This window comes from Sphingomonas natans (assembly GCF_030546695.1).
Taxonomy (GTDB): Bacteria; Pseudomonadota; Alphaproteobacteria; order Sphingomonadales; family Sphingomonadaceae; genus Sphingomonas_I; species Sphingomonas_I natans.
In genome coordinates, this window is record NZ_JAUOTP010000009.1 from 33,247 (window position 1) to 59,096 (window position 25,850).

A 25,850-nucleotide genomic window follows, 5' to 3' on the forward strand; every position below is an offset into this window, starting at 1 on the left:
GAACGGCTCCGCGCCAAGCGGACCGAACCAGGGGGACGTCCATGTCGCAACTCCGTTTTCATCGTCAGCTCGCCGCGACGTTTGCCGTGTCAGTCGCCGGTGCCTTGGTCGCGCCGGCGGCGCGGGCGCAGGTCAGCGACATCCGACCCTATGATCTTTCCGCGCAGCCGCTTGGAGCCGCCTTGCAGGCCGTCGCGCTTGCCTCCGGCCAGGATATCCTGTCGCCAGCATCGGTTATCGGTGACCGGCAGGCGCCAGCCCTCCTCGGGCGATATACGGCTCGCCAAGCGGTCGCCATCCTACTTGCAGGATCGGGGCTGCGGGCGCGCGCTGACGGAGCGACGCTGCTCATCGTGCCCGCGTCTGATCGATCGGCTGTCCTTGTGGATACGGCGCGAGCGGACGACGATATACTGGTCACCGGGTCCAGGATCCGCGGTGCGCTGATTGCATCGCCGGTTATCCGCCTCAGTCAGGACGATATGCGCAATGCGGGACAGACGAGCCTGGGCGACGTTGTCCGCAGCATCCCGCAAAGCTTTGGCGGCGGCCAGAATCCCGGGGTTGGAACCAACGTTCCCGTCACCCGCGGGGTCGATGTCGGCGGTGGCTCGTCGATCAACCTGCGGGGCCTCGGCAGCGACGCGACGCTGACCCTGCTCAATGGCCACCGACTTTCGTACAGCGCGTCGCGCCAAAGCATCGACGTCTCCTCGATCCCGCTCGATGCGGTCGATCGCATCGAAATCGTCCCCGACGGGGCATCGGCGCTTTATGGATCCGATGCCGTGGCGGGCGTCGCCAATATCGTGCTCAAGCGGGACTTTGCGGGACTGCGGACCAGTGCCCGGCTCGGCACATCGACCGACGGCGGCGATTTCAGCCAGCAATATGGCGCGGTGGCGGGCCGCACCTGGGGGTCGGGCGGGATCATTGCCGCGTATGAATTCAACCGCTCGACCTCGATCACATCGGCCGATCGCTCTTATGCCGCGACCCGCTCGCCCGGACTGACCTTGTTTCCGGCCTTGAAGCGCCACAGCGCGACGATCAGCGGACATCAGGTCCTGGCAACCGATCTGACGCTCGACCTGGACGCCCTTTATAACAAGCGCTGGAGCGTTTCGAGCTTCCCCCTGAACGCCGCGGGAAATCTCGCTGTCAGCAGCGGGACGTCTTATTCCACCGCTGAATCGCTGGTCGTCGCGCCGACCTTGCGCGTTGCGATGGGCAGCGACTGGCAGACGGCACTGACCGGATCTTATGGTCGGGACCATGTGCGCTACGGCGTCGATGTCAATTTCGCCGGCGTCGTCAGCAATGCGGGGTCCGGCTGCTATTGCAACAGCGCCAAATCCGCCGAGCTCAACGGCGATGGCACGCTCTTCCGGATGCCGGGGGGCCATGCAAAGCTTGCGCTTGGCGCCGGCTACCGGCGAAACGACTTCACCAGCTTCAGGGGCGCCGGCAATTACCGGAACGTCTCGAAGTCACAGGACAGCTATTATGGCTTTGGCGAGATCAACCTGCCGTTGGTGTCGCCCGCGCAGGGAATAGCGCTGGTCAGCCTGCTCAATGTCAGCGCGGCGATCCGATACGAAAACTATCCCGGCACCGGCTCTGTCGCGACCCCGAAGCTGGGGACCGTCTATGCGCCGACACCCGACTTTTTGCTGAGGGCGAGCTGGGGCAAATCCTTCCGGGCCCCGACGTTGCTGCAGCGTTACGATCCGCAAAGCGTGACGCTCAACCGCGCGACCTCGGTCGGCGGGAGCGGCTTCCCGGCGGGCGCGACCGTTCTCACGGTTCAAGGGGGGAATTCGGAGCTCAAGCCGGAGCGCGCAACGAACTGGTCGGCGGGCATCGATCTCCACCCTCGAACCGTTGCAGGCTTCCACCTCGAGGTGAGCTATTTCTCGACACAATATCGAGATCGGATCGTCGATCCGGTCGCCTTGCTCTCGGTCGCACTCAGCAACCCGATCTATCGCGACCAGGTCATGCTCAACCCGACGGACGCCGCCAAGGCGAACGCTCTGGCCGCCGCGGGAACATTCTTGAATGCCGCCGGGGCACCTTATGATCCCGCGAAGGTTGTCGCGCTGATTGACGACGCCAGCGTCAATGCCGGTCGTCAAACGATCCACGGCGCCGACCTATTGCTGCGTCTCGACAAGGCGCTCGGCGACCGGGCCGGCAGTCTCCACGCGCTGCTCAATGCGACCTATCTCGCGAGCAAGCAGCAGATCAGCAGCCTCCAGCCCGTCGTGACCCTTGCTGGGACCTTGTTCAATCCGCCGCATGTTCGCACGCGCGGTGGATTGGGCTGGTCGGACGGACCGGTCTCGCTGACGTCGACCGTCAATTATATCGGCAGCATTCGTGACACGCGTTTCCATCCGAGCCCACGCATTGCGTCGTTGACGACTCTTGATCTCTCGGCGCGGGTGCAGACGGATGGGGAGGCGGGCCTGTTCCGAAACTTGGATCTGACGCTGTCGCTCCTCAACGCGACCAACGCCAAACCGGCCGCCATCGCAATCTCGTCCTTCACGGACACGCCTTACGATTCGACCAACTTTTCCCCCGTCGGCCGCTTCATTGCCTTGGGGATTGCGCGGAGATGGTGAGCGTCGTGCACGGGGCCGCACGGGCATGCTCCATTGCCTTCCCCCCGATCGCCAGCGTCCTCCTCGCGACGGCCGCGACGGCGGGATGCACCCAGCTCGTGCCGGATGCCCAGCCCGCAAAAGCGCCGGCTCGCACAATCACAATGCTCGATTTGGTCAGATTGCGCGATATCGGCTTTCCGGATCCGTCCATCACCGGCGGTCCGAGCCCCCTCGCCGTCGCGCCAGATGGCCGCTCTTATGCCTTCGTCATCAACCGGGCGGATCCGGAGACCAATGGCTATTGCCGGGCGCTGGTGGTGGGCAGCCTTGAGGCCGGACGGCGCCTGCGGATCGTCGATCAGGGCGGGACGCTGATCACGCTGACCGACGTCCAGCGGGAGCTTTTCGTGCCGGGTGGATTCCCAGCGGTCGTGACACCGACATGGTCGCCCGACGGTCAATGGATCGCCTACCTGCGACGGGACGACGGGGTCACGCGCGCCTGGAGGGTTCGCGCGGACGGCAAAGTCGCGGTGGCGGTAACGCGTGGGCCCGACGATGTTGAGACGGTGCGCTGGAGCGGGGATGGGCATGCACTGCTCTTCACCACCCGTCCTGGAATCCGAACCGAGCAACAGTCGATCGATCGAGAGGCCCGATCGGGCTGGCTCTATGATGGTCGCGTCGTCACCTATTCAGGGGCTCGGCCCCAGATTCGCGAAAGCGTGGCACCGCTCGTCTGGTTCTCGGCAGACGTTGCTACCGGCATCGTGACGCGTTTGGACGGGCCCGGCGCGGCGTCGGCCAAGAATTCGGTCGCCGAACTCTACCGGACGCCGGAGGCGATCGCACAGGATGGACGGCGCGCGTGGACCGACCACGGTGCTCGGTCGCCGCAAAGTCCGACCGAGCTGCATCTGAGCGACATCCACGGCAAAGCGATCCCCTGCACTGCCGCGATATGTTCCGGCGGGGGGATCATCGGTTTGTGGTGGTCTCCATCGGGCAATGCCCTCTGGGCGCTTCGTCGCGAGGGCTGGGATCGCGGGGATATGGCGCTCTACCATTGGCGCGTCGGTGCCGGGGCGCCGCGTCGCGCATTGCGGACGCAAGATGTGCTCGTTGGCTGCGTGCCGGCAGGCAGGCATCTGCTCTGCGTCCGCGAAGGAACGCGATCCCCCCGCCATATCGTTTTGATCGATCCCGAGACGGGCCGAAGCGAGACCGTCTTCGATGCCAATCCCGAATTTGCCAGCATCGCCTTACCCCGGGTTCAGCGGCTCCGCTGGACCAACGATCGCGGGTTCGAAGCGTGGGGCGACCTCGTGCTCCCGGCCGACTATCGCCGCGGGACCAAGCTCCCTTTGGTCATCGTCCAATATCATAGCGATGGCTTCTTGCGCGGCGGGACTGGCGACGAATATCCGATCTTCGCGTTCGCCGCGCGCGGTTTCGCCGTGCTGAGCGTCGAGCGGCCGGCATTTGCCTCTTCGGCGCTGCCCGATCTCAAAACCTATGACGAGATCAACGCGGCCGATTATAAAGACTGGGCTGAACGACGCAGCCTGCTGTCGTCGCTCGTCACAGGTGTCCGGCAGGTGATCGCCATGGGCGTGGCGGATCCGACGAGGATCGGGATTACTGGTCTCAGCGACGGGTCGACCACCGTCCGCTTCGCGCTGATCAACACGCGTCTGTTCGCCGCCTCCTCGATCAGCACCTGCTGCCTCGAGCCGAAGACGGTCATGACCTATGGCGGGATCGCGTGGGCCGACTATAATCGCCGCATGGGATTTCCGCTCGCGATCGAAGACAATCCGACTTTCTGGAAACCCATGTCGCTTGCGCAGAATGCCAAAGACATCGACGTTCCGCTGCTGATGCAGATGGATGATGACGAATATCTGATCGGGCTTGAAGCCTTCGAGGCCCTGCGCGAATATCGCAAGCCCGTCGAAATGTACGTCTTTCCGCACGAATATCATGCCAAGTGGCAGCCCATTCACCGCCTGGCGATCTACGAACGCAATCTCGACTGGTTCGATTATTGGCTGCGGGGCCATCGCGATGCTGATGCGGCAAAAGACAATCAATATCGACGGTGGGATGCGCTGCGCGTGCTCCGAGACGAGGCGCGCATCAAGCGACCTGGTCAGGCGCCTCTGGCCTGCAGCCAGGCTTCAACGTCGACCAGCTGCATGATCCGGCCATGATCGGCATCGTTGACCGGACGCTCGTCGTCGAGGGCCTGAAGCAGATCTGGCATATTCAGCAGTCCCTGCGCCGCGAGCGAACCACTGAGCAGGAACTTGCGGATGCCCGCGCGCTGATGCTCGTAAATCTCCGCTACGAAGCTGTCCGGTGTGCCTTTCGAGCGTCGCTCCAGGATGACGGCGGGAAGGAGCGCTTCAAAGGCGCGGCGTGCGACAGCGCGATTGCGGCCGCCTTCGAACCAAAACCAGCTCGGCACGCGGAGGCAGAGTTCGACGATCGGCTGTGATAACAATGGTGCTGTCGAAGGAAGGCGGTCCTGCGGATCAAGCCCCTCGACATAGCTCTGTCCGGCGACAATCATGGCGATATGGGCGCCCGCGCCGGGAAGCGTGCCGGGTGGTGCCTGCAGCCAAGGATGGGGGAGGGGCACGGCCAACTCGGCGAGCGCCCGATCCGCAAGCATGCGCGTGTCGATCGCCCAACGATAGTTTCGGTGCTGGCACGCTCGCAAAACTGCGCGTCTGGCGATCGTGGCAAGGCCGGCCTGAGAGAGCTGAGCGATGGTCAGCGTCGTCGGCCAAATGGCTCCCCATGAACCTGTCAGCAGACAGTCTGCGACGGGGGTGACGGACGATAGAGAGCAAAACACATTGTCTCCGCCGCCGCCATCGACGACGATCGTCGCGCCAACGCGGTCCGCAGCCTCGTTCGCGATCCGCGCCGATTCCTGGGCGAAACTTCGCGCCGTCGGCCTTGGCAGGCGAGCGGCAGCGCTGATCCGCAGGTTGATCCTGCTTGGATCCCGATACTTTTCTAGAAGCGGCAGATCGACGAAGGCGGCGGCGGCGCGCGCATAAAGACGCTCGTCGCCGGAAGGATGTTCGGTCACCATGGTGAGGCACGTACAATCCCGGCCTTCCGCGGCGATCGCGGCAGCCAGGATCGATGAATCAAGCCCGCCCGACAATTTGAGCAGCGCATGATCGGGGGCTGCAATCCGCGCTGCGACACACGCCCGTATGGTCTCGCGGAGTGCCTGTGCTGCGACATCGCGGTCGACAATGGCGGCCTTCCGATCCGTAAAAGTCCAGGGATTCCAAAGAGTGTCTGTTTGAATCGATCCGTTCGAGAAGATGGACAGACGGGTGCCACCCGCGACTTCGCTCACCCCGGCGAGGCAGGTTTCATCGCGCCGAAGGTCACCAAACAGCAGCTGTCGGGAGACGGCAGGCCAATGGATGCGAGCGGGCGCTCCGACGATCGAAAGCAGCGCATCCATATCGGACGCGACAATCGTCATCCCGTCGCGCTCAACCCAGTAGCATGGCAAATCCCCAAGCGGCGCCCTGATGATCGCTACGCCGTCTGGGTGAGGTGCCGCGATCATGGCGATGTAGCCACCCCAATAGGCGCCGATCAGATGCGCGCCGCGCGATCGCAAGATGGCAGTTTGGGCGTCGGGGTGCAGGACGGTGCGCGGCGCGATGGGGTGACGCGTGAAGAGCGCGCCCAAGATAATTCCATCGTCGCTCACCATCGTCGGCGCGACCGCCGTCGAAGCGACGACCAACCCATCCCGTTCGAGTAGAAGCCTGAACGAGGCGAGGCGCGACATACGGGCAATGGCGGCGCCGACAGCGGCGCGCGGAGTACCGGTCTGCGTAATGATCGCGACGTAGCGATCGCGCGTCATAAAGCGAGGATTGGTGTGAAGCTGCGAACTGCGTCGAGCCTGTCATTGGCCAGCCAGTCGTCGTGCTGCACCCAAGCGTGAGCCCGAAAAGGGTGCAGCTGGACACCGATGAGCAGATCGGGGCGAAGACCCTGCATAGCGAGACGCCGTGCCATCGCGAGCGAACGCGGCAGGCATCGATCCAGCGGAGATGTGACGAGCGTGAGCATCTCGAACGCGGCGGCCGTTTTTTGAAGTGCTCCGTTTGTTCTTGATTGCCCCGATGCGCTGCTCTTGAGATCCGTGAATGCTCGCAAACTCCGGTCCAGCGCCCCTGCGCGGGTCAAAAGCGTCGCACGCGCTAACGCCCATGCCGCGCCAGACAGATCGAACGAAGTGGGTCGCGCGAGCTTGATATCGAGCAGACTGCGCGTCGCTGCAGGTGGGGCCTCGCAGGGGCGGGGCGCCATGGAACTGCCGGATGGCACCAACAGCCCTTCGCGGATCATGCCAGCAATCGCATCCTGATCATGCTCGCCTAGCGGCTCGGATGCGGTGACCAGCCGAGCGAAGGCGAACTCGGCAGCGGGCTTCAGGCAGAAATAGCGATCATCCGTCACATCCAGAAACAGGATTCGCTTACCAATGCGACAGAAAGAGAGCCCCCTACGCAATTTGAGTCCCATTGCGACCACTCCTGACGGAAGAATGGCGCGCGGTAAGAAACCGCGCGCCACCTGATTAGTCGTCAGAAAGACCGGGGCCATTCTGACCGAGAGCATCGTCCTTGCTGATGCCGACGGGACCCTTGGTCGCCACACTGGCGGCGCCAAGATCGATGATTGAATCGTCGCGATCCATGACAGTTTCCTTTCGAGATGCCGCTTGATTACGGCTGCCCGAAGCTATGTCAGGACGTCTCATATCCGAATTTAATATGCTGATTATATTGGGATTGTATCGCCGGCGAGGCCGGCCAATCGAGTGGCTGCCGCTTAGTCTGCGCGCCTCATTACGAGCGGACAGACAAGCAATCGATATTGGCCCAACCACGGCTCTCGTCTCGCGGTGGTCATTCGACGACGCCCGCGCCGGCAAGCGTCGCTTTTGACCGGAGATAGATTCTGCGGGCGCTACGTCTGCTTCGTGACTCCGCGACTCTCCAGTTCGGCCTCAAGCTCCGTGGCAAGCCGGGTTAGTATCGCGGCGGTCGGTGCCGGTGTCACCGCGATCTCGCGCCACGCATATGCCAGGAGGTCCGTCCAATGCGCGACGGTCTGTGGATATACCGGCCGGCCTCGGTGCCGCCGAGCGCTCTGAAGCGCCCCCTCGAGATTGGTTTGCAGCGACCCATCGAGCTTCACACGGCCGACCCTTCATTCTTTCTTGAGCCATAAACGCGCTCGACCAAAAAGCGCCCCAAAGTTTGTTAGGACGCCAGCATTCACCTTTGAAAACAGGGCTCAGTTTCCAAGCGTGATGGCCGGTCGTACCACCACATCGCAGGATCAATCCACCAGGGGAAACGTCAGTCAGGATCGGCACGGGTGGCTGATATTGCTGCTACCGGGGCAACAACGCCCTGCTGATGCGTATGATCTTGTTCGCCAGCGCGACGATGGCACGTTCCCTTTGGGATCGCGTTCGTTCCTGCCCTCGAAGGCGAATATGGCCGGGTCAATCCGAGGCCAAATGCCCGCATCCTGATTGAGCGACTGCCCGGCTGGATCGTCGCTTATGCCGATGCGCATCCGCATGAAATTCTACGCCATCGAGCACCGGGTACGTTTTTCGCGAAAACCAACCAAAAAAGCCTCCGCGCCCTGTCAGGGATAAAGGCGCCAATGACGAATCTAAAGACTACTGCCTCAAGCAGTGGGAGCAGCGCCTGTACATTCCCACGACATCATCAATTCGCAATGCTGCACGGCAGCATAACAACACGCGCTATCCCGTGAAATAGGTGAATATACTTCAAAGGTGTATCACGCCCATAGCGCTTATGGTAAATTGACCCGATTCCGGGGGAAGTGCCGAGTCGAATTCTTTCCGCGTGAATCTTATGGTCGCTTGCTCCGCCGGTGCTGAGCCGGCCTGGATGGCCGTGCCGTCGGAGCATGTCTGAACGCCTTCCAACCGCTTTAGGGAGTTTGCAGTCATGACCGACATGATCGAAGACCCTGTGCTGCCGGCCGCGTTCGTGCCTACGCCGACGCGCGAATTCAATGCCGCATCCGCCAATCGCAGTGCCGCGCGCCAGCTCATCCGGCCCGCGCTCAAGCTGGTCCGTTCGACCGACGATAAATCCGCCGCCGGTCCGGCGATCCCGATCCCCATACCGCCGTTGCCGATCGCATTCGGATCGCGCGCCTTGATCTACAAGCAGGATCCGAGCGTTACAGAGATTGGGTTGCGCCGAGTATTGCTGCGCGGACTGTTTGGGATTGGTCCGAGCAACAACAGGATCCATCTCGCGGGCGTGCCGCCGGTCGCCCCGAATAGCATGAACGATTTCGTTCAGGCGCCCGACACCGCGGCGTTCGATGCGGTCCATACCTTCTCGATCGTTCATCTCGCGCTGACGATGTGCCAGCGCGCGGTCGGCGCAGTGATCAAGTGGCAGTGGAACAGCGGCGCCAACACCGATCCGATCAAGGTCTTCCCGCACGCCGGCGTGACAATGAACGCATTCTACAGTCGCAACGAAAAAGCGCTGAAATTCTTCTTTTTTAACAAGCCGGGCGCGCCGACGCCGGCGCCAGTGATTTTCACCTGCCGCTCGCTCGACATCGTCGCACACGAATGCGGTCACGCCGTACTCGATTCGCTCAAGCCCGGTTGGCTCAGCGGCACCGGCAACCCGCAGACCGGCGCGCTGCACGAATCGTTCGGCGATCTGGTCGCGATCTTCCTCGCGCTCTCGCAGCTCGACCAGGCCGAGGCCTTGATCGTCCAGACCAAAGGCAATCTCCACAACAAGAATTTTCTGTCTGACTTGGCCGAGCAGTTCGGGCTCGCGCTCGGCCGCGACAATGGGCTGCGCAATGCCGATAATGACAAGAAACTAAGCCAGGTGACGAGCGAGGTCCACGATTTGAGCCAAGTGTTCACCGGGGGAATTTACGACATACTCGCCGACATCTTCCTGCTTGAGCGCAACCTTGGCGTAACCGGCGAAGACGAGGCGCTCACGCTGGTCAAATGCGCCCAATATGTGTTCCGCCTGGTGCTGCGGGCGATCCACGCCGCGCCGGCAACGAACGCGACCTTCGCCAATGTCGTCAACCAGATGCTGGTGATCGCGGCCGCGGACGGGAAGCCGGTCGGCTATCGCAACGCGATCCGCAACCAGTTTACCGCGCGCGAAGTGGTGGTTTCCCCGACCCCGCTGACACAGGACGTGAGCGACGACGATGTCTTCGAAGCGGTCGACCATCCGTTTCTGACGGTCAAAGAGAATGGTCTCCAGGACCGTTCGGGTTGCTGTGGCACGATGCGGTTGCGCGAACATCAGTTCGACGAGCGATACCTTCAGGAGGAACTGGATGAACTCCAGGGCGGGATCGGCGGTGAGGACGATCCGCATCAGCAGTTCGATCATGCCGAGGCGGCCGAATGAGCGGCCGAGCGCGCGCCGCGCTTGCGCAGGGGCCCGCGCATCGGTCAGTATTTGGGTAATCGGATTCAGGGCCGGGCGCGCGGTGGCCGAGCGCTGCCGCGCCGCCCACTGCGATCACGGTCGAGGCCGCAAGTGAGGACAACATGACCGAGGGCTGCAGCAGACTGAAGGTAATGCAGGTTGGCGGCTACGCCGGCACCGTCGCCATGCCGCCGCTGATCGATCTCGACCGGACGCATCTCGACGCAGCGGGCCGCGCGGCGATGGACGATGCGTGCCGTCGGCTGACCGCGGCGGCGCAGACAAAGGCAGCCGCGCCGGTAATCGGCGCCGATCTTGCCGGCTTTCGCGTCGAGATCGTCGGCGCGGGCGGCGCAATCCAAAGCTTCTCACTGCCAGGACCGGAGGCAACATCAGGCCTGACTGGCCAGACCGACGTGCCGCTGCTGCTCGCGCCGTTGTTGGCGCTGTCGGGCGGCAGCGCCTGACAGCCCGATGCCAACGACGATCCGAGCCAGGGTCGTCTTTTTTCGATATCGCCGCCACGTGGCGACCGCGATTCCCGGCGATACGCCGAGTTCGATCAAAGGGTTCGCGCTCCTTTCCTGGACGGTCGCGATGCTGGAGGGGGCGTATCGCAGCGGCGCCCGGCCGGGGATCATCTGAAACGCTGGCGACGTTCCGGGTTCGGTTGTCACCCCGCTCCTCATCGAACCGGGCATCAAAGACTTCTTCCAGCCCGATCTGCTGATCGACAGCAAGACAGCAAGGATGTTGGGCACACCAAGGAGACGCCGGAGATCCTGCGGCTGGCGGCAGCGCGCGCAGGCTATGGCGGCCAAGAGAATGCATGCCTGCTCGTCGGCGACGACGCTGCCGAATGTCGGACCGCGGCAACGGCCGGACTGCGATCCGTGTCGCCGCCTTTGTTCGATGTGTCTGGAAGCCGACTGAAGCGGTCAGCATCGGGGACTCGCCGCCGACAGGATAAGAGCATCGCGCCGGTGGACATGGTTTTTTCTTCAGAGCCTGCCATGAGGAAAGGCCGAGGCGCCAATGCGCACGGCGCGCATGTTGTGCTTATCAGCTCGTCCAACAAAACGAATTCTCGTTTCCGGTTTCGCAATCAAATACCGGAACTCCCAACTTCACGCGGACCCAGACTTAACGACCGCGGGAACTCAGCTATCCTCGAGCCGACACACACGCTGATCGTGCATGGGCGCGGTACGCGCCGCCCCCCATCATAGTCATGCCGCTGAGCTCGTTTACCGATCCGTTACATGACGGATGGATTGCCGAATCCTTCGGCTAGGATATAGTATAGCTAACCGTCGACACGGAGGTCAGCCATGGTCGCTTTGTTGCGCAATATTGCCTGCTTCGTCCTGCTGGCCGCAGGATCCGTCTCACCCGCATCGGCAGCGAGCTATCCCGGCCTCTACGTGTTCGGCGACAGCCTCGTCGATGTCGGCAATGCCTTTTACGGCTCGAACGGCACCCAGGCGAACCCCGTTAACGGTTATTCCGACCTTCGCTTCACCAACGGTTTAAATTTCGCGGATTATCTCGCTCAGGCCGTTGGCGCGCCCGCGCTGCAACCTGCGTTTTTAGGCGGGACCGGCGTAGCGGTCGGCGGATCGACCGCGCAATTCAGCGATCCGCTCGACCAGAATATCAGCTTTCTGGAGCAGATCGCCTATCTCACCAATTTCGTCGCGCCGTCGATATCCAACGATGCGTTGGTGCTCGTCACGTTCGGCGGCAACGACGTGCGCAACACGATCGGGACCGCGGGACCGGTCGACTTCAAAATGTCTGGCGACGATTTCGCGACCGGGCTGGCGGCGCTCTATGGGCTCGGTGCGCGCAATTTCGTGATCACTGGATCGCCCGACATAGGGCTTTTGCCGATCTCGATCGCCACGGCGGGGGCGATCCCGGATCGGCTGGCCGAACTGACGGCTCGCTCCGAGGACATCAGCGCGCTGTTCGAGGCGAAGAGCGGCGGCCTCGCGGTACTGCCGGGCGCGAACGTGACCTTCTTCGATCTGTTCGCCTACGAACATGCGCTGCTGGCCGACCCGACCGTCTTCGGCCTGCCTTCCACGCTTGATTCGACCGCGCCCTGCCAGATCGTGGGTGGCGGCTCTCCGCAGACCGCCAATTGCACCAACTCACTCTATTTCGATCCCGTTCATCCCACCACGCAGGTCCACCAAGCGATCGCCAACGCAATCATCGCGGAACTGGGTGCGGTCCCCGAACCGGCGACGTGGATGACGATGATCCTCGGCTTCGGCGTGGTCGGCTTCGTGCTGCGCCAGCGCGGATCGGTAATCGCGCTCGGCTAACCACAAGCCCCGTCGCTGCGGGTGATGCCGACCAGCGCAGCGCCGACCAGTCGGCGCGTGCTCTCTGGCCTTCTCCCTAGCGCACGTCTCGCGATCGACGATCGCACTCACGAGGCGATCCGTCGGCAGGGTTTAGTATCAGATGGTCGATGCAAAAGTCCGTGTCGCGCGCTCGGGCCCTATTCAGCCGGCAGCGTATGCGAAGCAAGCTGCTCGACGTCTTCGTCGACCACCCGCGTTGCTGGCGGCGCCTCGACGACGCTGTGACTTTCGACGCGCCGGGGCGAGCGCTGCACGCGACTGGCATTGACCGACGAAGTTGCGACCGGACGGACCGCGTTAGACTCGTAATCTATGCGGAGAGACTTGGAGGCGCAGGCCAACCGATGAACGAGGCATAATCGGGCCCCGCCTTTGCGTGGGCGGCGGCGACCAATTGAATTATTGCCGGTAATCGGGAGAAAATGGCGGCATATCACCAGCGTAAAGAATTAGTGAGAGTGACGTCATTTATTACTGAGAGACGGCGTTGATCAAAAATGCAGGTTTGACGGAGTCTTTCTGTTAAACCCCCTCTGGAACCGATCGACCATTCAGGATATTTTTCGAGATACCCCTTAAGGGGGCAGGATAAACAGGAGTGGATCATGCCGAATAGTAGCGGAGATCAAGGCGGGACCAAGGGTTCCGGCCAGCAACAAGACCGTAACCAACAGGCCGATCGCCAGCAAAATCAGCAGAATCGCGATCAGAGCGAGCGCGATCCAAAGAAGACGGACGCGGGCAATCGCGACAAGCAGCAAGGTCAGCAAGGCGGCGACGCCCCCAACCGTTGAACTTGGCTATGACCTGAAATACCGGGGCCGCTCTGCGGCTCCGGCTTTCAGAGGGGGAAAGCGGCGCGTTGCGAGACGCCAGCCAGCGCGCTCTCGATGAGGTCGGCTGGTTGCTGTTACGCAAGTCGAGACTGGGCTCGGGCTCTGCAGTCCGTATTTGCTCGGTCGGCCATTAAGGTCGGCGTCGATGACGGCCAAGCATTGATCCTATCGATGGATCCAATCCCCAATATTAGGTTTCGCTGCTGATCTTCTTTTTAAGGCTTGGGCAGCCAGAACGTGCGCCGCTGAGCCACGCCAGGGAGTGCCCACCGTTTCGGCGCTCTAGGACCATCTGGTTGCCGATCTCGCACGCGCGTTTCCGCGGAAACGTTCGTGGCATAGGCTGATGAGCCGGACACGCCGCCCTCATATGCGTGTCTAAAGTCTTCCTGCCGATGCGGCCAGGGAAACAATTGCAATGGCCGTCCGATAACGCCCCATTCTGCAAAGCATCTTCCTCAAGCGCGATACGGTGAGAGACACTTTATCTGGGTTATTGTGGTGTAATGAAATATCTGTAGCCTAAGCCGATGCCAATATATCGCTTTCACGTGCTCAATGACACCTCCTATCAGGAGGATGAGGTTGGCGTTGACTTGGATGGGCCGGACGCGGCGGATCGCTATGCCAGACTGGCGATAGCGGATATCACTTCGGACGAGCTGAAGCAGGGGCGGAGCCCGATTCATCTTACGATCAGCGTCGAAAGCGCCGCAGGCGAACTTGTTGCGCGCTACCGCTTGGTTACGTCTCTCGAGGTAGGAAAGTCGCCGTTCGACGGCGGGCTGGTTGGCTGAGCTTTGTCTCGGTTTAAGACTATGCCGACGCATTGGTCGTCGCCGTCCTCGAGGGTGTTGCGAATAACTACCCCACGACTTCCGCGACCAAGATAAGCTCGTATGGCCTTCCCAGCTTGGTCGCGATGCGGGCGCAGGCGTGATGCTTGTTCGAGACCGATGGAGCGAGACTTATATCCGATGCGATGGGCAGGGTTGAAACGGATCTTTTGATAAGCCCTGCCGGCGAATAGCACGATAAAATGGGGACGCTCTGAGTGTCTGAAGGGGATCTATACCCTGTATGGGGCATTCGCACCCTAGGGCGCCTTGCTCCGCGCCCCTTGCGCGCTGCGCGCCGGGGCAGCAACGCCCCACCCGAGGTCGCGATCCGGGTCTTTTGATCAACGATTCAAAGGGCTTGGTCAAATGGCGCGGCTCTTGCTCCTCTGCTGTCCGACCCTATTGTAGCCGAGGGAGCGTGCGTGAGGTTGAGCCCGCCAATCAAGCGGTGGTCGAGGCGATCCGGAGCCACTTGCGGCGTTTTCCGGACGCCAGCGACACGCCGCGCGGAGTCCAGGAGTGGTGGCTGCCCGCGCCGCTTAGCGGTTGTCCGCTGCCCGAAATCACGCAGACGCTGTGGCGCATGGTCGCAGACGGCCAGCTCGTCGCTACCCGCTTGGTCAACGGCACGTTCGTGTTTGCGCTCAATCCGTCCGCGCATCCTTTCGCACGGGAGTGAAGCCACTCTCGTCATCGTCCGCAACCTGCCCAGCAAAGGGGGCACGCCATGCCCGTTCAGGTGAGCTATCCGGGTGTCTACATCCAGGAAGAGCCGTCCGGAGTCCGCACGATCACCGGCGTCTCGACGTCCGTGGCCCTGTTCATCGGCATGGCCGGTCGCGGCCCAATGGATACCGCTGTCAGTCTGCTCAGCTATGCCGATTACGAGCGAACCTACGGTTCAGACACGACGGTCAGTGAGACGACCGATCAGGTCAGGCAATTTTTCCTGAACGGCGGGTCTCAGGCCTATATCATCCGCATCGCGTCCGGCGAGCAGCCCGCCGCTGCCGACTTCCAGAACGAGGACGGCGCGGTCGTCCTGCGCATCACCGCCGCGGAGGCCGGCCGGATCGGCGACAGCATCCGCGTCGAGGTCAATTACGCCACCGCCCAGCCGGAGAGCAGCTTCAACCTCGTCGTCTCGCGCGAGACGATCACCTCGTCGGGGGCGACCTTGCTGGTCGATACTGAGACGATTGGCAACCTGTCGATGAATTCGGCGGAACCGCGCTTCGTCGAGACAGCGGTCGCGCAAGGATCGCGCCTGATCCGCGCAGAGGTCCAGCCCACCGCCCCAGCTCCGTTTGAAGGCTATTCGATGAGCGGGCGCGCGGAGAGCGCGCCCGGTATCCTGGCGGCGCTCAATGCGGAACTGGGCGGCGCCGCCGGCAGCATGCAGGTCAGTGTCGACAACGGCCCCTTTGCGCCGGTGACCGTCACCGGACCGCTGGCCGCGCTCAGCGACCTCCAAGACGCCATTAACACCGCGTCGTCGGCCGTCGGCGGAGGCACCGTCACCGTCCAGGCCGAGCCAGTGCCCGGAGGCACGGAGGAAGTGCTGCTGATCCGCAGCAACGCGGCCGGCGGCCGCGTCCGCGTCCAGGCAGGCGCCAGCAACGACCTTGCGGGCCCCATGAACCTCGGCACCAGCAACGACGGACTGGAAGTCGACGGCCACGCGGCCCGCCGCCCGGCGCCGACCGGGGTCTTCGGCAGCCTCGGCAGCCTCGACTCCACCAGCGGGACCTGGCTCGACCGGCTTTCCGGCTTCCTCCGCGCCGACCCGGGCGACCTTCCCGATTTGACCCTGGCCACAGGCTCGCGCAGCGATACCGCTACGATCACCGGCTTCACCCGGCCGACATTCTGGGAGACCACGCCTGCGGCTGGCACAAGCCTCCGCAACGCGCGCGGCGCGCTTGAGCTCTTGGCGGCGCAGGTTGCGCTTGCAGGGCCTCATTACGTGCCGGCCGTGCAGGGCTATCGGCTCGTCCTCAACCCAACCTATCCCGGGTTCGCCGAGCAGGAGACTCTGACCCCATCCACCACCGGCACTTACGACATCGGCAACGCTGGTAGCGGATATCTCGGCCGCGATCCCAACGTTCGCCGCGCGCCGCTCGGCGCTTTCGCCAGCCCGTCAAATTATGTCGTCGGCGTCGCCGCAGGTGCGGACGGCAACTTGCCGACTCCAGCAGACTATTCTGCCGCTTATGTGATCGCCTCGCGCGAAATCGACATCTTCAACCTCCTGATGCTGCCGCGCGTGCTGAACGACGGATCGGGCAACGGCCAGACCGACGCGCAGCGCGCCCAGCTCTGGGGGCCGGCGAGCGCCTTCTGTCTGACTGAGCGCGCTTTCCTCATCATCGACCCGCCCGACGCCTGGACGACCGCGCAGAGCGCCACATCGGGGCCGACCGGCATCGCCAACGTCCGCATCGGCGTGGTCGGCGACCATGCCATGGTGGTCTGGCCGCGCCTGCGCATCCCGGACCCGCTCGGCGGACCGCTGCGGACGATCGATCCCGCCGGATCGGTCGCGGGCGTGGCGGCGCGCATCGACGGCTCGCGCGGCGTGTGGAAGGCGCCGGCCGGGCTGGAAGCATCGGTGATCGGTGTCCGCGGTGTCGAGCGGCGCATCGCCGACGCGGAGAACGGCTTGCTCAACCCGCAGGCGATTAACGTCGTCCGGCAGTTTCCCAACGGCATTGTCATCTGGGGATCGCGCACGCTCGCCGGCTTCGACAATTCGGGCGAGAACGACTACAAATATGTGCCGGTCCGCCGCTTCGCGCTGTTCCTCGAGGAAAGCCTTTACCGAGGGCTCCAGTTCGCGGTGTTCGAACCGAATGACGAGCCGCTCTGGGCGCAGATCCGCCTGACGGCGGGCGCGTTCATGAACAACTTGTTCCGCCGCGGCGCCTTCCAGGGGCAGAAGGCGTCTGACGCCTATTTCGTCAAATGCGACGCCGAGACGACCACGCAGAACGACATCAATCTCGGCATCGTCAACGTGATCGTCGGTTTCGCGCCGCTGAAGCCCGCCGAGTTCGTCGTCGTCACCATTCGCCAGCTCGCGGGTCAGGTGCAGACCTGACGCGAGGCGGGAAAGACGCAACCGAAGCTACGTGAGACAGGAAGGGCAAAGGCATGGCGCAGTTCACCGTCAACGCCACGCGGATCGATCCGTATCGAAACTTCAAGTTCCACGTTCTCTGGGACCAGAAGATCGTTGCGGGCATCAGTAAAGTCGGCGCGCTCAAGCGCACGACGGAGGTCGTGACCCACCGTGAGGGCAACGACCTCAGCACCGGTCGGCACAGCCCGGGGCGTACCGCCTTCGAAGCGATCGTGCTCGAGCGCGGCGTGACCTTCGACCCCGAATTTCTGGCTTGGGCCAACCTCGTCTACAGCACCGAAGGAGACGGCGCGGTATCGCTCAAGAATTTCCGCAAGGATCTCACGATCAACCTGAAGAACCTGCAGGGCGTCGTTGTCCGCTCCTATCGCGTCTTCCGCTGCTGGCCGTCGTCCATCACCGCGCTGCCCGACCTGGACGCCAACGCCAACGCGATCGCGATCCAGTCGCTGACCTTGCAGAATGAGGGGTGGGAGCTCGATCCCGCGGTGGTCGAGCAAGCCGAAACCTGATCGTGGGGAACGCTGGCGATGCTCCACGTCCTTCTCGATCCTGGCCTCGACGGCATCCGGACGGCCCGCCTGCGGACGATGTCGGGTGCCGACGAGCTGGCCGCGGACGAGGGCACGGTCGCGCTCATCGACCGGCTACTGGTCGCAGACGCCGCGGGCGGACTTCCGCCAGGATCCGCCGCACGTCTTCCTGTCGCCGACCGGGACCGGCTGCTCGCAGCGCTGTACCGCGAGCTGTTCGGCGAGGACATCGAGGCGGACGCAATTTGCTCTGGCTGCGCCACGCCCTTCGAGCTGCGCTTTGCCATGGCCGCGGTGCTCGATGGGCGTTCGGCCCGGCGGCCCGACGGCGTGGAGGGCCCGGACCGACTTGGCCGCTACCGGCTGGGCGAATGCGTCTGGCGGTTACCGAGCACAGCCGATCTTGCCGCCGCAAGCACCCAGCATGACCTGCTCGCTGCCTGCATCGTCGATGGCATCGTCCAAAGTCGGGAGGACGAGCTCGAGCAAGCGATGGCGGCGCTCGGGCCCCCGCTCGATGTGGACATCGACGCGCTGTGCCCGCGCTGCGGCACGACGTCGCCGGTGCGGTTCGAGATCGGTGCCTACCTCCTACGCTGCATCGCCAACGAGCGGCGCTGTCTGCTGGCGGAGGCGCACCGCCTTGCCCGCGCTTACGGGTGGAGTTGCACGGAGATCATGACGCTGCCGCGACCCGAGCGGCAGGCGTTTGTGCGCCTGATTAACGCCGAGGCCGCGCCCGCGCGACGGCACCTGTCCCTCGTCGGGTAGCGGCGATGGCGGCTTACCTCCAGCGTCTCCTGGACACCGCGGCACCGGCACGGTCCGAGGCGGTCGGCCTCGCCCCTGTCGTCCGCAGCTCCTCGCCCGTGTTTGAGCAGGACCAGCTTCTCGCGTTCACCGATCACATGTCGCACCCGCCGGGCGTTGGTCCGCTGGAGTCGTTGGATACGGGGGCCGAAACCACGGCGCCGCATCGCTCCGAGGCTCCCCTTCATGACCCCACGCGCGCCCCGCTGAGGCAGACGCCTCCTCTGGCCGTTCAGCCGCTGCCGCCGACACGGTCGGAGCCGGTCCGCCACAGTGCGGACCCAGCGACTCCCCCAGCGATTCCCATCGTAACGCGCGCCGAGGAGGCATTTTTGTCTGTGCCGACGTTGGTGGCGCCACCATCCCCGCCGACGCAATCCAAAGCGGGAATTAAACCCGATACCATCGAACCGCTGCCCCCGACCGCCGAACCGCGCATCGCCATGGCCAAGCCAGCCGCACGGGCCGCCAGCCGACGAGCGATCGAAGCGTCGCCAGCGCTGGAGCCGGACGCCCGACGCCGCGCACCGGCAGAGGATGCGCGTCCAGGCGATCCGGTGCCTGTCGATACGATCCCGACTGACCTTAACCCACACTTTTTCGCCCCAGGCCGTTCGCCGGTGGAATTGTCGCCGCGGGCGAAGTCCGATCTGCCGCCGCCGGTCAATGACGCCGCCCCGCCGATCGCCGTCCCTCCTCCGGCCGCGACCAGCGTCACCATCGGGCACGTCACGGTCGAGATCGTCGACGACCGCCACACCACATCGTCCTCCGTCCGCCCGCTCACCGCTGCTTCTGCCTCGGTCATCGGCCCGCTTGGCCAAGCGCGCGCCGCACGTCGCCTCATCGCGCTGAGGCATCTGTAGCCATGCCGCTGATGGACCTCTCGCGCGTCACCGCGTCGCTGGCCGACACGTTGCGGCTCAACATCACCCAGCGACTCGACCCGACGCTCACGACATTGGCCGTCACCACGCTCCCGCCCGAGCGGGTCAGTGACGCGACCAACACGCTCAATCTGTACCTCTATCACGTCGCCGAGGATCCCCATTACCTCAACCTTCCCGGGAACCTGAGCGACGACAATCCGGCCTCGACCAAGCCCATGTCGGTGATTCTCTTCTACATCATGACCGCGCATCACGAGGTCGACTCGGTATTCGACAGCGTCATGCAGCAGCGGCTGATGGGCTATGGCCTGAAGACCTTTCACGATTTCTCGCGCATCTCGGACAGCACCCGGATCAACGGCACGCCCGTCCTCGACGTCGATCTGCGCGACCGCGACAATGCTCTGGAGATCAGCCTGCGCCCGGTGACAGCCGAGGAATCGCTCGCCTTCTGGGCAGCTGAGGACCAGATGACCACCCGGCTCGCCGCATATTACGAGGTCCACTACGCGCTGCTCGAGCCGGAGCCGCCGCGTCGCCTGCCCGGCATCGTGCTGACGCTGGGCACTTACATCGTCAACATCCTGTCGCCTCAACTCGCCGGCAGCCGCAGCCGAATGAGCTTTACCTTGCCCGCGGTTGCAGGCGGCGGCACCCAGATGATCGAAGCGTCGCCCGCCCGTGTTGGCCCGCCGATCGTCGCTTTGCCCGAAAGCAGCCGACTGACGCTCGTCGGCGGCAACCTCGCGATCGGCCAAGCACGCCGCTTCTTTCTCGGCAACGCGCGCTGGAAGCAGCGGCTGGGCGGAGTGGAGCGGGTCCGCATCGATCCGTTGCTCCCCGCCAACGTGGCCGCCGGCTGGACGATCGTGGAAGGCAGCGCCCAGACCGAACTGACGCTTGGCACGACGCTCACCGTCGCCCAGCCATCCGGACCGCCGGTGGTGCTGCCCGTCGAGCCCGGCCTCTACACTGCCACCATCGAAGTGGTGAAGGACAGCCAGGTCGTTGCCGGCCAGCTGAAGGAGATCACCGACGTCTCCAACCCAACGGGATTCCTGGTCATCCCGCGCGTCATCGGCGCGGTCGTCATCGACGCGGGTGCCCACCGCATCCGTGTCGATCTCGATCCCTCGACCGACCTGACCCCGACCGACCCCGGATCGCCTGGCCCGCTCGACATCCTGTTCGTCGCAAACGGGCAGAACTACCTGCGGCACGACCCATCGGACGCGACGGCGACCTTCGACATTGGCGATTTCCAGCCGGTCGACGACAGGCTCGAATTTCGCTCCGTATTCGATCCGACCGTCTCCGGCACCTACCCGATCCGCGTGATCGTCGAGGGCGCCGAGAGCCAGCCTTTCTGGATCGAGACGTGATCGCGGCCTCCCTCCGGACGCTGCGCGAGGGCACCGAACCCGCGCCGGCGGCGGAAACGGCGCTGCTCGTCGCGCATGTGGCGCGGCGCGTGGAGCGGGTCGCATGGGTGGCAACGCGTGGCGGCGCTGCTGCGGGCGACGACCGTAAGGCCGAGACTGCGGGGCGGCACGACGATGATGCCAGGGGCAAGCTGGATGCCGCTGTAGAGAAGGCCGATGCAGCGCTCGCCTCCCTTCCCGACGGGCGCTTCGCCGAGATCTGCCGCCGGTTCGGCATCGTCGATGCCGAGCGCGACCTGCTCGCGACCGCGCTCGCCGCGCAGCTCGATCCCGCGCTGCTGCTGCTCTTCCATCAGCTCCAAGGCCGTCCCTGGACAACGGAACCGCTCGTTGCCCGCCTGTTCGATCACGGCCACCGCGCCTTGCTGCGCGCGGACGGGCCGGCGACGGTCTGGCGTCTTCTCATCCGCGGTGAGGCCGCGCTCGCCGAACCGCCGCCGCTCGGCGCTGATCCCGTCCTGCCGCACTGGCTCGACAATGTGTTCCCGTTCGATAGCGCGCTTGTCGGGCATGTGCGCGGGGCGGAAGCTTGCCCCCCGCTCGACGACTGGCCGCTCGACGCAACCGTCGCCAGGGTCCGCGCCCTGAGCGAGGCCGGGCTGCCCGTGCGGCTGATCGTCCAAGGCGTGAGCGGCGGCGGGCGGTCGACCTTCGCTGCCGCTGCGGCGCGCGCGTTGGGGCGCTCGGGCTTTGTGATCGAGAGCATTCCGCACGACATGCCCTGGCCGCTCACATGGACGTTGATCCAGCGCCATGCCGTCGCGGCCGGCGCGATGCCGATCTGGCACGGTCCGCCGTCGCAGGCCCCGTCGGTTTCGGTCCTCGCGCCGATCCAGGCCGTGTGCCTTTCGCCGGGCGAGGCCGCACTGCGAGACCCGCGGGTCGTGGACGTGCAGGCGGTCCTCCCCACGCCCAGCCGCGACACGCGTCTTCGCCTCGTCGGCCGCCTGGTGCCCGCAAGCGCTGCCTGGTCCGCTGCCGATAGCCAGAGGCTCGCTGATCGCCCGGGCCTGGCCATCGGCGACATTGCCGCGCTCGGTCGCGCGCGCCTCGCCGGCCCGGCCGAAGCCGAGGCTTTTCTCCGCAACGCGTCGGTCGAGCGATTGGGCGACCTAGCGCAGCGCTTGCCCACTACGCTGGACTGGGACGACCTCGTTCTGCCCCGCACCCTGTTCGAAGGATTGCGCGACCTTGCTTTTGAGGCCCGCACGCGTGCCGCTTTCTGGGATGCGGCCGAACTGCAGCGCCTGTTCCCGGCCGGGCGCGGGCTCGTATCGTTATTCTCCGGTCCGCCCGGCACCGGCAAGACCATGGCGGCGCAGGTCATCGCGCGCGACTTGGGCGTTGATCTCTACCGCATCGATCTCGCCACGCTGATGAGCAAATATATTGGCGAGACGGCCAAGAACCTCCGCACCGTCTTCACGCGCGCCGCGGACGTTCATGCCGTGCTGCTCTTCGACGAAGCCGACGCCCTCTTCGCCAACCGGACGGAAGTGAAGGACTCGCACGACCGCTACGCAAACACCGACACCAATTACCTGCTCCAGCAACTAGAGGCGTTCGAAGGCGTCGCGGTGCTGGCGACCAACCGCAAGGCGAACATCGACACCGCGTTCCTGCGCCGGATCAGCTACGCCTATGACTTTCCCCGCCCGGAGGCGGCCGACCGGCGCCGTCTCTGGGCCAAACTCGCGCACCCGATCCTGGGTGGCATTCCGCTCGCTTCCGCCGCGACGCTGGACGCGTTCGGCGATCACCTCGAGCTCTCGGGCGCGCAGATCAAGAACGCGCTGGTCGCTGCGCATTTCGCAGCCAAGCGGCGCGGAGGCGAGGCAGGCGCCGCAGACCTGGTCATCGGCGTCGGGCGCGAGCTCGCCAAGGAAGGCCGCTCGCTGTCGCCGCGCGAACGCCAGAGGCTGTCTGGCCATGGCTGACATGACTCCCTCCTTGCGCATCGGCAGCCTCACCGTACGCGGCTACGGGATCACCGCCGAGCGGGGCGCGGCGATTGCGGCCGCCGTTGCGCCCGCGCTGGCGGCACGCTTCGGCACGAGCCGGGAAAGCCTGACGCTGCGCCTGCCGGCGTCAGCGATCGGCCGAGACGGCGGCATCGATTCCGCTGCCCTGTCGACAGCTCTGGACAGCGGAGGCCGCCGTGGCTGACACCGGCTACAGCCGCAGCCCCAAGATTGCGAAGGGGGCATTCGTCCAGCTGCTGACGGATATCGTCGGCATTATCCCCAACATCGTCGTCTTCCAATATAATCCGGAATCGATCAGCCGCACGCTTACCCCCTGGAATCCGTTCGCGGTCGACCAAGCCCAGCGCGGCAGCCAAGCGCCCACCGTCCAGCCGTTCGACGTCGCCGAGACGTTCGGCAGCTTCCGCATCGAGCTGGACGCGACCGACGACTTGGAGGACGGCGACCCGATCGCAGTGGTGACCGGGATCGAGACCCGCCTCGCCGCGCTCCGCAAGCTCACGCAAGCATCGGAGGGTCTGGTCGGCGACCTCATCGCCAGCGCCAAGTCGCTGGTCGGCGCCGGCGAGGACGAGGCGCGCCGCCCCACCGTGGCACCGACCCTTTTGGTGTTGGGTCCCCGCCTGATCCTGCCGGTCCGGGTGACCAGCTTCCAGGTCGAGGAGAACGCGCACTTGCCGAGCTATTTTCCGATTCGAGCGGTCGTGACGATGAGCCTGGAGGTGCTCACGCCCGACAGCTTCCGCTGCCAGCAGGACATCGCCGGCAAGATCGCGGTCGCGGCCTACGAATTCACCCGGCTGCAAGAGGACGCCAACGCGCTCCTCAATGTCGCCAATAATGTCGACGCCATCCGGGCGATGCTGCCTTTCTGACGCAGGGAGATGACAGGACAGATGGCGATTTTCGACCCCAAGAGCCGCTACGCAAAGGCGACGACCTATCTCACGATGGACCGGCGTGGGCGGACGGTCACCGCGCTCGCCCCTGCCGAGAGCCCGGTCCAGGTGCATCTCGGCGACCACCGCCGCCGCGACGGACAACGGCTCGATCACCTGTCCGCTTTCTACCTGCTCGATCCCAATGGCTTCTGGAAGCTGGCCGAGCATAATGACGCACTCCTCCCCGACGCGATCGCCGAAACGGGCCTCGTCCGCATCCCGAGAAGGAGCTGAGCAGCCGCCATGGGCTTCGGCGCGATCATCACCACAGGAGACGGCAACCGGCCGCTCGACGCAGCCCTTGCCGGCTGCCTGACGGAAGTGCGCGTGGAGCAGTCGCTTGACGACCCCGCTCAGTTCGCCATCCGCTTTGCCGACGACATTGAGGACGGCAAGCTCAGTCGGGCGAGCGACCCGCGGCTGAAGCCCGAGACATTGATGACCATTGCGGTGCAGGTCGACCAGGCGCTCGTCGTGTTGGTGCGCGGGCCGGTGACCGAGCATCGCAGCCAGATGACCGTCGGCGGCCCGGGCTCGTGGTTCGAGGTCCACGGCCTCGATCGCCGCGACCTGCTCGACCGGAGCTGCGTTCAGGCCGCCTGGACCGGTCGCGCCTCCGACGTAGCGCGTGGGATCCTGCAGGCCAATTTCGATGTCGCCAATGTCGAGGACACGTCGCGCAGCTACGAGACCAACGACACCACGCTCAACCAGCGCAGCACCGATCTCTCCTTCCTCACGCAAATCGCCCGCCGCAACAACCTGCACTTCTGGATCAGTTACGTCGGCGAGCAGTCTCCGCTGGGCGGGCTGCAGGTGACGGAAACGGCGAACCTCGCCTCGTCCCCCAGCCGCGCCACCGGCGCCGTCGGTGCTCCGCTTCCGCTCGCACCCACCACGTCGCTGTCGCTCAAGGTAAACGTGCCGCCCAAGGACTGCCCGAACGTAACAGCCTTCCAGGTCAGCACCGACACGGCCCGGCCCAGCGCCTACCGCACCGGCGCTATGCAGACGGCCGAGGTCAACCCCGCCACGACCGACGTCAGCGATCCCCAGCCGCCCACCGGCGAACAGCCCAAGCGTCTGCACGACATCGGTGGGATTCGCCGGGAACTTTGCATGGCGGGCGCCGGCGATCCGGTGGAAACCCAGGCGCGCGGCGAGGCGGCGCTGACCGAAGCCGGCTTCTTCGTCCAGGCCACCGCGAGCACCACCAAGCACATGCTGGGCGGCATATTGCGCCCCCACGACATTGTGAGCGCGATCGGCGTCGGGCCGGCGCTCGGCCCCGCCGCGTTCCGGGTTAAGCAGGTCACGCACGTCATCAACGCCGCCGAGCATTTCATGGACCTCGCGCTCGAGAGCAATGGGCTGGGGGGCTGACGTGCTGATCGACGATCTCCCCTTTCTCGATGCGGTCTCTGCCCGGCACTTCGGCAAGTATCGCGGACGCGTGGTCGACAACGCCGATCCCGTCTCGCGCGGGCGGGTGCAGGTCGTCGTTCCCGCCTTGCTCGCCGAGCAGCCCGTTTGGGCGCTGCCGTGCGCGCCTTATGCGGGACCGAATGTCGGCTTCTTCGCCATGCCTCCTGTGGGTGCGGGCGTTTGGGTGGAGTTTGAGGGCGGCGATCTCGACTTGCCGATTTGGAGCGGCTGCTTCTGGGCAGACGGGGAGATCGCGTCCGGCGACGCCGCGCCGTCGGTCAAGTTCTGGATCACCGACGCTGTTTCGATCCGCATCGATGACGACGCGGGCGAGATCGTCGTCAAGACCAGCGGCGCGACCCTGACGCTCACCGCAAGCGAGATCACCGCGGACGCAAGCACGGTCACGGAGAAAGCGATGTCGAGTCAGATCACGGTCTCGGCCAGCGGCTTCGACGTCAACAATGGCGCATTCACCGTCGTCTGAGAAG

At 64.7% G+C, this 25,850-nt stretch carries 22 protein-coding genes; 19 read left to right on the plus strand and 3 right to left on the minus strand.

The window, feature by feature from the left end; translation table 11 throughout:
- Positions 1–41 precede the first annotated feature (41 nt).
- Both Q4F19_RS17115 and Q4F19_RS17120 read left to right on the plus strand, forming a co-directional pair.
- Complete coding sequence (locus tag Q4F19_RS17115) at positions 42–2,630, plus strand: TonB-dependent receptor (RefSeq protein ID WP_303545103.1); 2,589 nt, start codon at positions 42–44, stop codon at positions 2,628–2,630.
- Entirely contained in the window at positions 2,624–4,825 is a 2,202-nt protein-coding gene (locus tag Q4F19_RS17120) for an Atxe2 family lasso peptide isopeptidase (RefSeq protein ID WP_431312422.1), read from the plus strand. Before Q4F19_RS17115 ends, Q4F19_RS17120 begins: the two co-directional genes overlap by 7 nt.
- Here Q4F19_RS17120 and Q4F19_RS17125 read toward each other — a convergent pair.
- Genes Q4F19_RS17125 through Q4F19_RS17135 form a run of 3 tightly spaced genes read right to left on the minus strand, consistent with a single transcriptional unit; the run spans position 4,765 to position 7,359 of the window.
- Positions 4,765–6,519: an asparagine synthase-related protein gene (locus tag Q4F19_RS17125; protein ID WP_303545108.1), complete on the minus strand. Its 1,755-nt coding sequence runs from the start codon at positions 6,517–6,519 to the stop codon at positions 4,765–4,767. The two genes, Q4F19_RS17120 and Q4F19_RS17125, sit on opposite strands and share 61 nt — an antisense overlap.
- Entirely contained in the window at positions 6,516–7,184 is a 669-nt protein-coding gene (locus tag Q4F19_RS17130; RefSeq protein WP_303545111.1) for a lasso peptide biosynthesis B2 protein, read from the minus strand. Before Q4F19_RS17130 ends, Q4F19_RS17125 begins: the two co-directional genes overlap by 4 nt.
- Positions 7,185–7,239: 55 nt before the next feature.
- The gene (locus Q4F19_RS17135; RefSeq protein WP_303545114.1) at positions 7,240–7,359 is read right to left on the minus strand and encodes a benenodin family lasso peptide; all 120 of its coding nucleotides are present in this window, start codon (positions 7,357–7,359) and stop codon (positions 7,240–7,242) included.
- A 1,297-nt stretch (positions 7,360–8,656) separates the two neighbouring features.
- Here Q4F19_RS17135 and Q4F19_RS17140 point away from each other — a divergent pair.
- The 17 genes from Q4F19_RS17140 (at position 8,657) to Q4F19_RS17220 (ending at position 25,846) form a co-directional block, all read left to right on the plus strand.
- A complete protein-coding gene (locus tag Q4F19_RS17140; protein ID WP_303545117.1) occupies positions 8,657–10,117 on the plus strand; it encodes a gluzincin family metallopeptidase in 1,461 nt (486 codons plus the stop codon).
- A gap of 143 nt (positions 10,118–10,260) precedes the next feature.
- Positions 10,261–10,605: a hypothetical protein gene (locus Q4F19_RS17145; protein ID WP_303545119.1), complete on the plus strand. Its 345-nt coding sequence runs from the start codon at positions 10,261–10,263 to the stop codon at positions 10,603–10,605.
- 864 nt (positions 10,606–11,469) lie between these two features.
- Entirely contained in the window at positions 11,470–12,471 is a 1,002-nt protein-coding gene (locus Q4F19_RS17150; protein WP_303545121.1) for an SGNH/GDSL hydrolase family protein, read from the plus strand.
- Positions 12,472–13,118: 647 nt separating this feature from the next.
- Complete coding sequence (locus Q4F19_RS17155; protein WP_303545123.1) at positions 13,119–13,307, plus strand: hypothetical protein; 189 nt, start codon at positions 13,119–13,121, stop codon at positions 13,305–13,307.
- A 593-nt stretch (positions 13,308–13,900) separates the two neighbouring features.
- On the plus strand, positions 13,901–14,146 hold the full coding sequence (locus Q4F19_RS17160; protein ID WP_303545126.1) for a DUF6894 family protein: 246 nt from the start codon (positions 13,901–13,903) through the stop codon (positions 14,144–14,146).
- Between the two features lie 460 nt (positions 14,147–14,606).
- Positions 14,607–14,867, plus strand: a complete 261-nt coding sequence (locus Q4F19_RS17165; protein ID WP_303545129.1) for a hypothetical protein — start codon at positions 14,607–14,609, stop codon at positions 14,865–14,867.
- A 48-nt stretch (positions 14,868–14,915) separates the two neighbouring features.
- Positions 14,916–17,291, plus strand: coding sequence for a phage tail sheath family protein (locus Q4F19_RS17170; RefSeq protein ID WP_303545132.1), 2,376 nt, complete (start codon positions 14,916–14,918; stop codon positions 17,289–17,291).
- A 53-nt stretch (positions 17,292–17,344) separates the two neighbouring features.
- Positions 17,345–17,845 (plus strand): phage tail protein, encoded by a 501-nt coding sequence (locus Q4F19_RS17175; RefSeq protein ID WP_303545134.1) that lies wholly within the window; start codon positions 17,345–17,347, stop codon positions 17,843–17,845.
- 18 nt (positions 17,846–17,863) lie between these two features.
- Positions 17,864–18,637 (plus strand): hypothetical protein, encoded by a 774-nt coding sequence (locus Q4F19_RS17180; protein WP_303545136.1) that lies wholly within the window; start codon positions 17,864–17,866, stop codon positions 18,635–18,637.
- A gap of 371 nt (positions 18,638–19,008) precedes the next feature.
- Positions 19,009–19,542 carry a hypothetical protein gene (locus tag Q4F19_RS17185; RefSeq protein WP_303545139.1) on the plus strand — a complete coding sequence of 178 codons (534 nt, stop codon included), beginning with the start codon at positions 19,009–19,011 and terminating at the stop codon, positions 19,540–19,542.
- A 2-nt stretch (positions 19,543–19,544) separates the two neighbouring features.
- Positions 19,545–20,948, plus strand: a complete 1,404-nt coding sequence (locus Q4F19_RS17190) for a Pvc16 family protein (protein ID WP_303545142.1) — start codon at positions 19,545–19,547, stop codon at positions 20,946–20,948.
- Positions 20,945–22,945 (plus strand): ATP-binding protein, encoded by a 2,001-nt coding sequence (locus Q4F19_RS17195; protein ID WP_303545145.1) that lies wholly within the window; start codon positions 20,945–20,947, stop codon positions 22,943–22,945. Before Q4F19_RS17190 ends, Q4F19_RS17195 begins: the two co-directional genes overlap by 4 nt.
- On the plus strand, positions 22,938–23,174 hold the full coding sequence (locus Q4F19_RS17200) for a hypothetical protein (protein WP_303545148.1): 237 nt from the start codon (positions 22,938–22,940) through the stop codon (positions 23,172–23,174). Before Q4F19_RS17195 ends, Q4F19_RS17200 begins: the two co-directional genes overlap by 8 nt.
- A complete protein-coding gene (locus Q4F19_RS17205; protein WP_303545151.1) occupies positions 23,167–23,868 on the plus strand; it encodes a hypothetical protein in 702 nt (233 codons plus the stop codon). The genes Q4F19_RS17200 and Q4F19_RS17205 overlap by 8 nt, the downstream gene beginning before the upstream one ends.
- A gap of 21 nt (positions 23,869–23,889) precedes the next feature.
- Positions 23,890–24,168, plus strand: coding sequence for a hypothetical protein (locus Q4F19_RS17210; RefSeq protein WP_303545154.1), 279 nt, complete (start codon positions 23,890–23,892; stop codon positions 24,166–24,168).
- 9 nt (positions 24,169–24,177) lie between these two features.
- Positions 24,178–25,317 carry a hypothetical protein gene (locus Q4F19_RS17215; protein WP_303545157.1) on the plus strand — a complete coding sequence of 380 codons (1,140 nt, stop codon included), beginning with the start codon at positions 24,178–24,180 and terminating at the stop codon, positions 25,315–25,317.
- Complete coding sequence (locus Q4F19_RS17220; RefSeq protein WP_303545159.1) at positions 25,301–25,846, plus strand: phage baseplate assembly protein V; 546 nt, start codon at positions 25,301–25,303, stop codon at positions 25,844–25,846. The genes Q4F19_RS17215 and Q4F19_RS17220 overlap by 17 nt, the downstream gene beginning before the upstream one ends.
- The last annotated feature ends 4 nt before the right edge of the window (positions 25,847–25,850 follow it).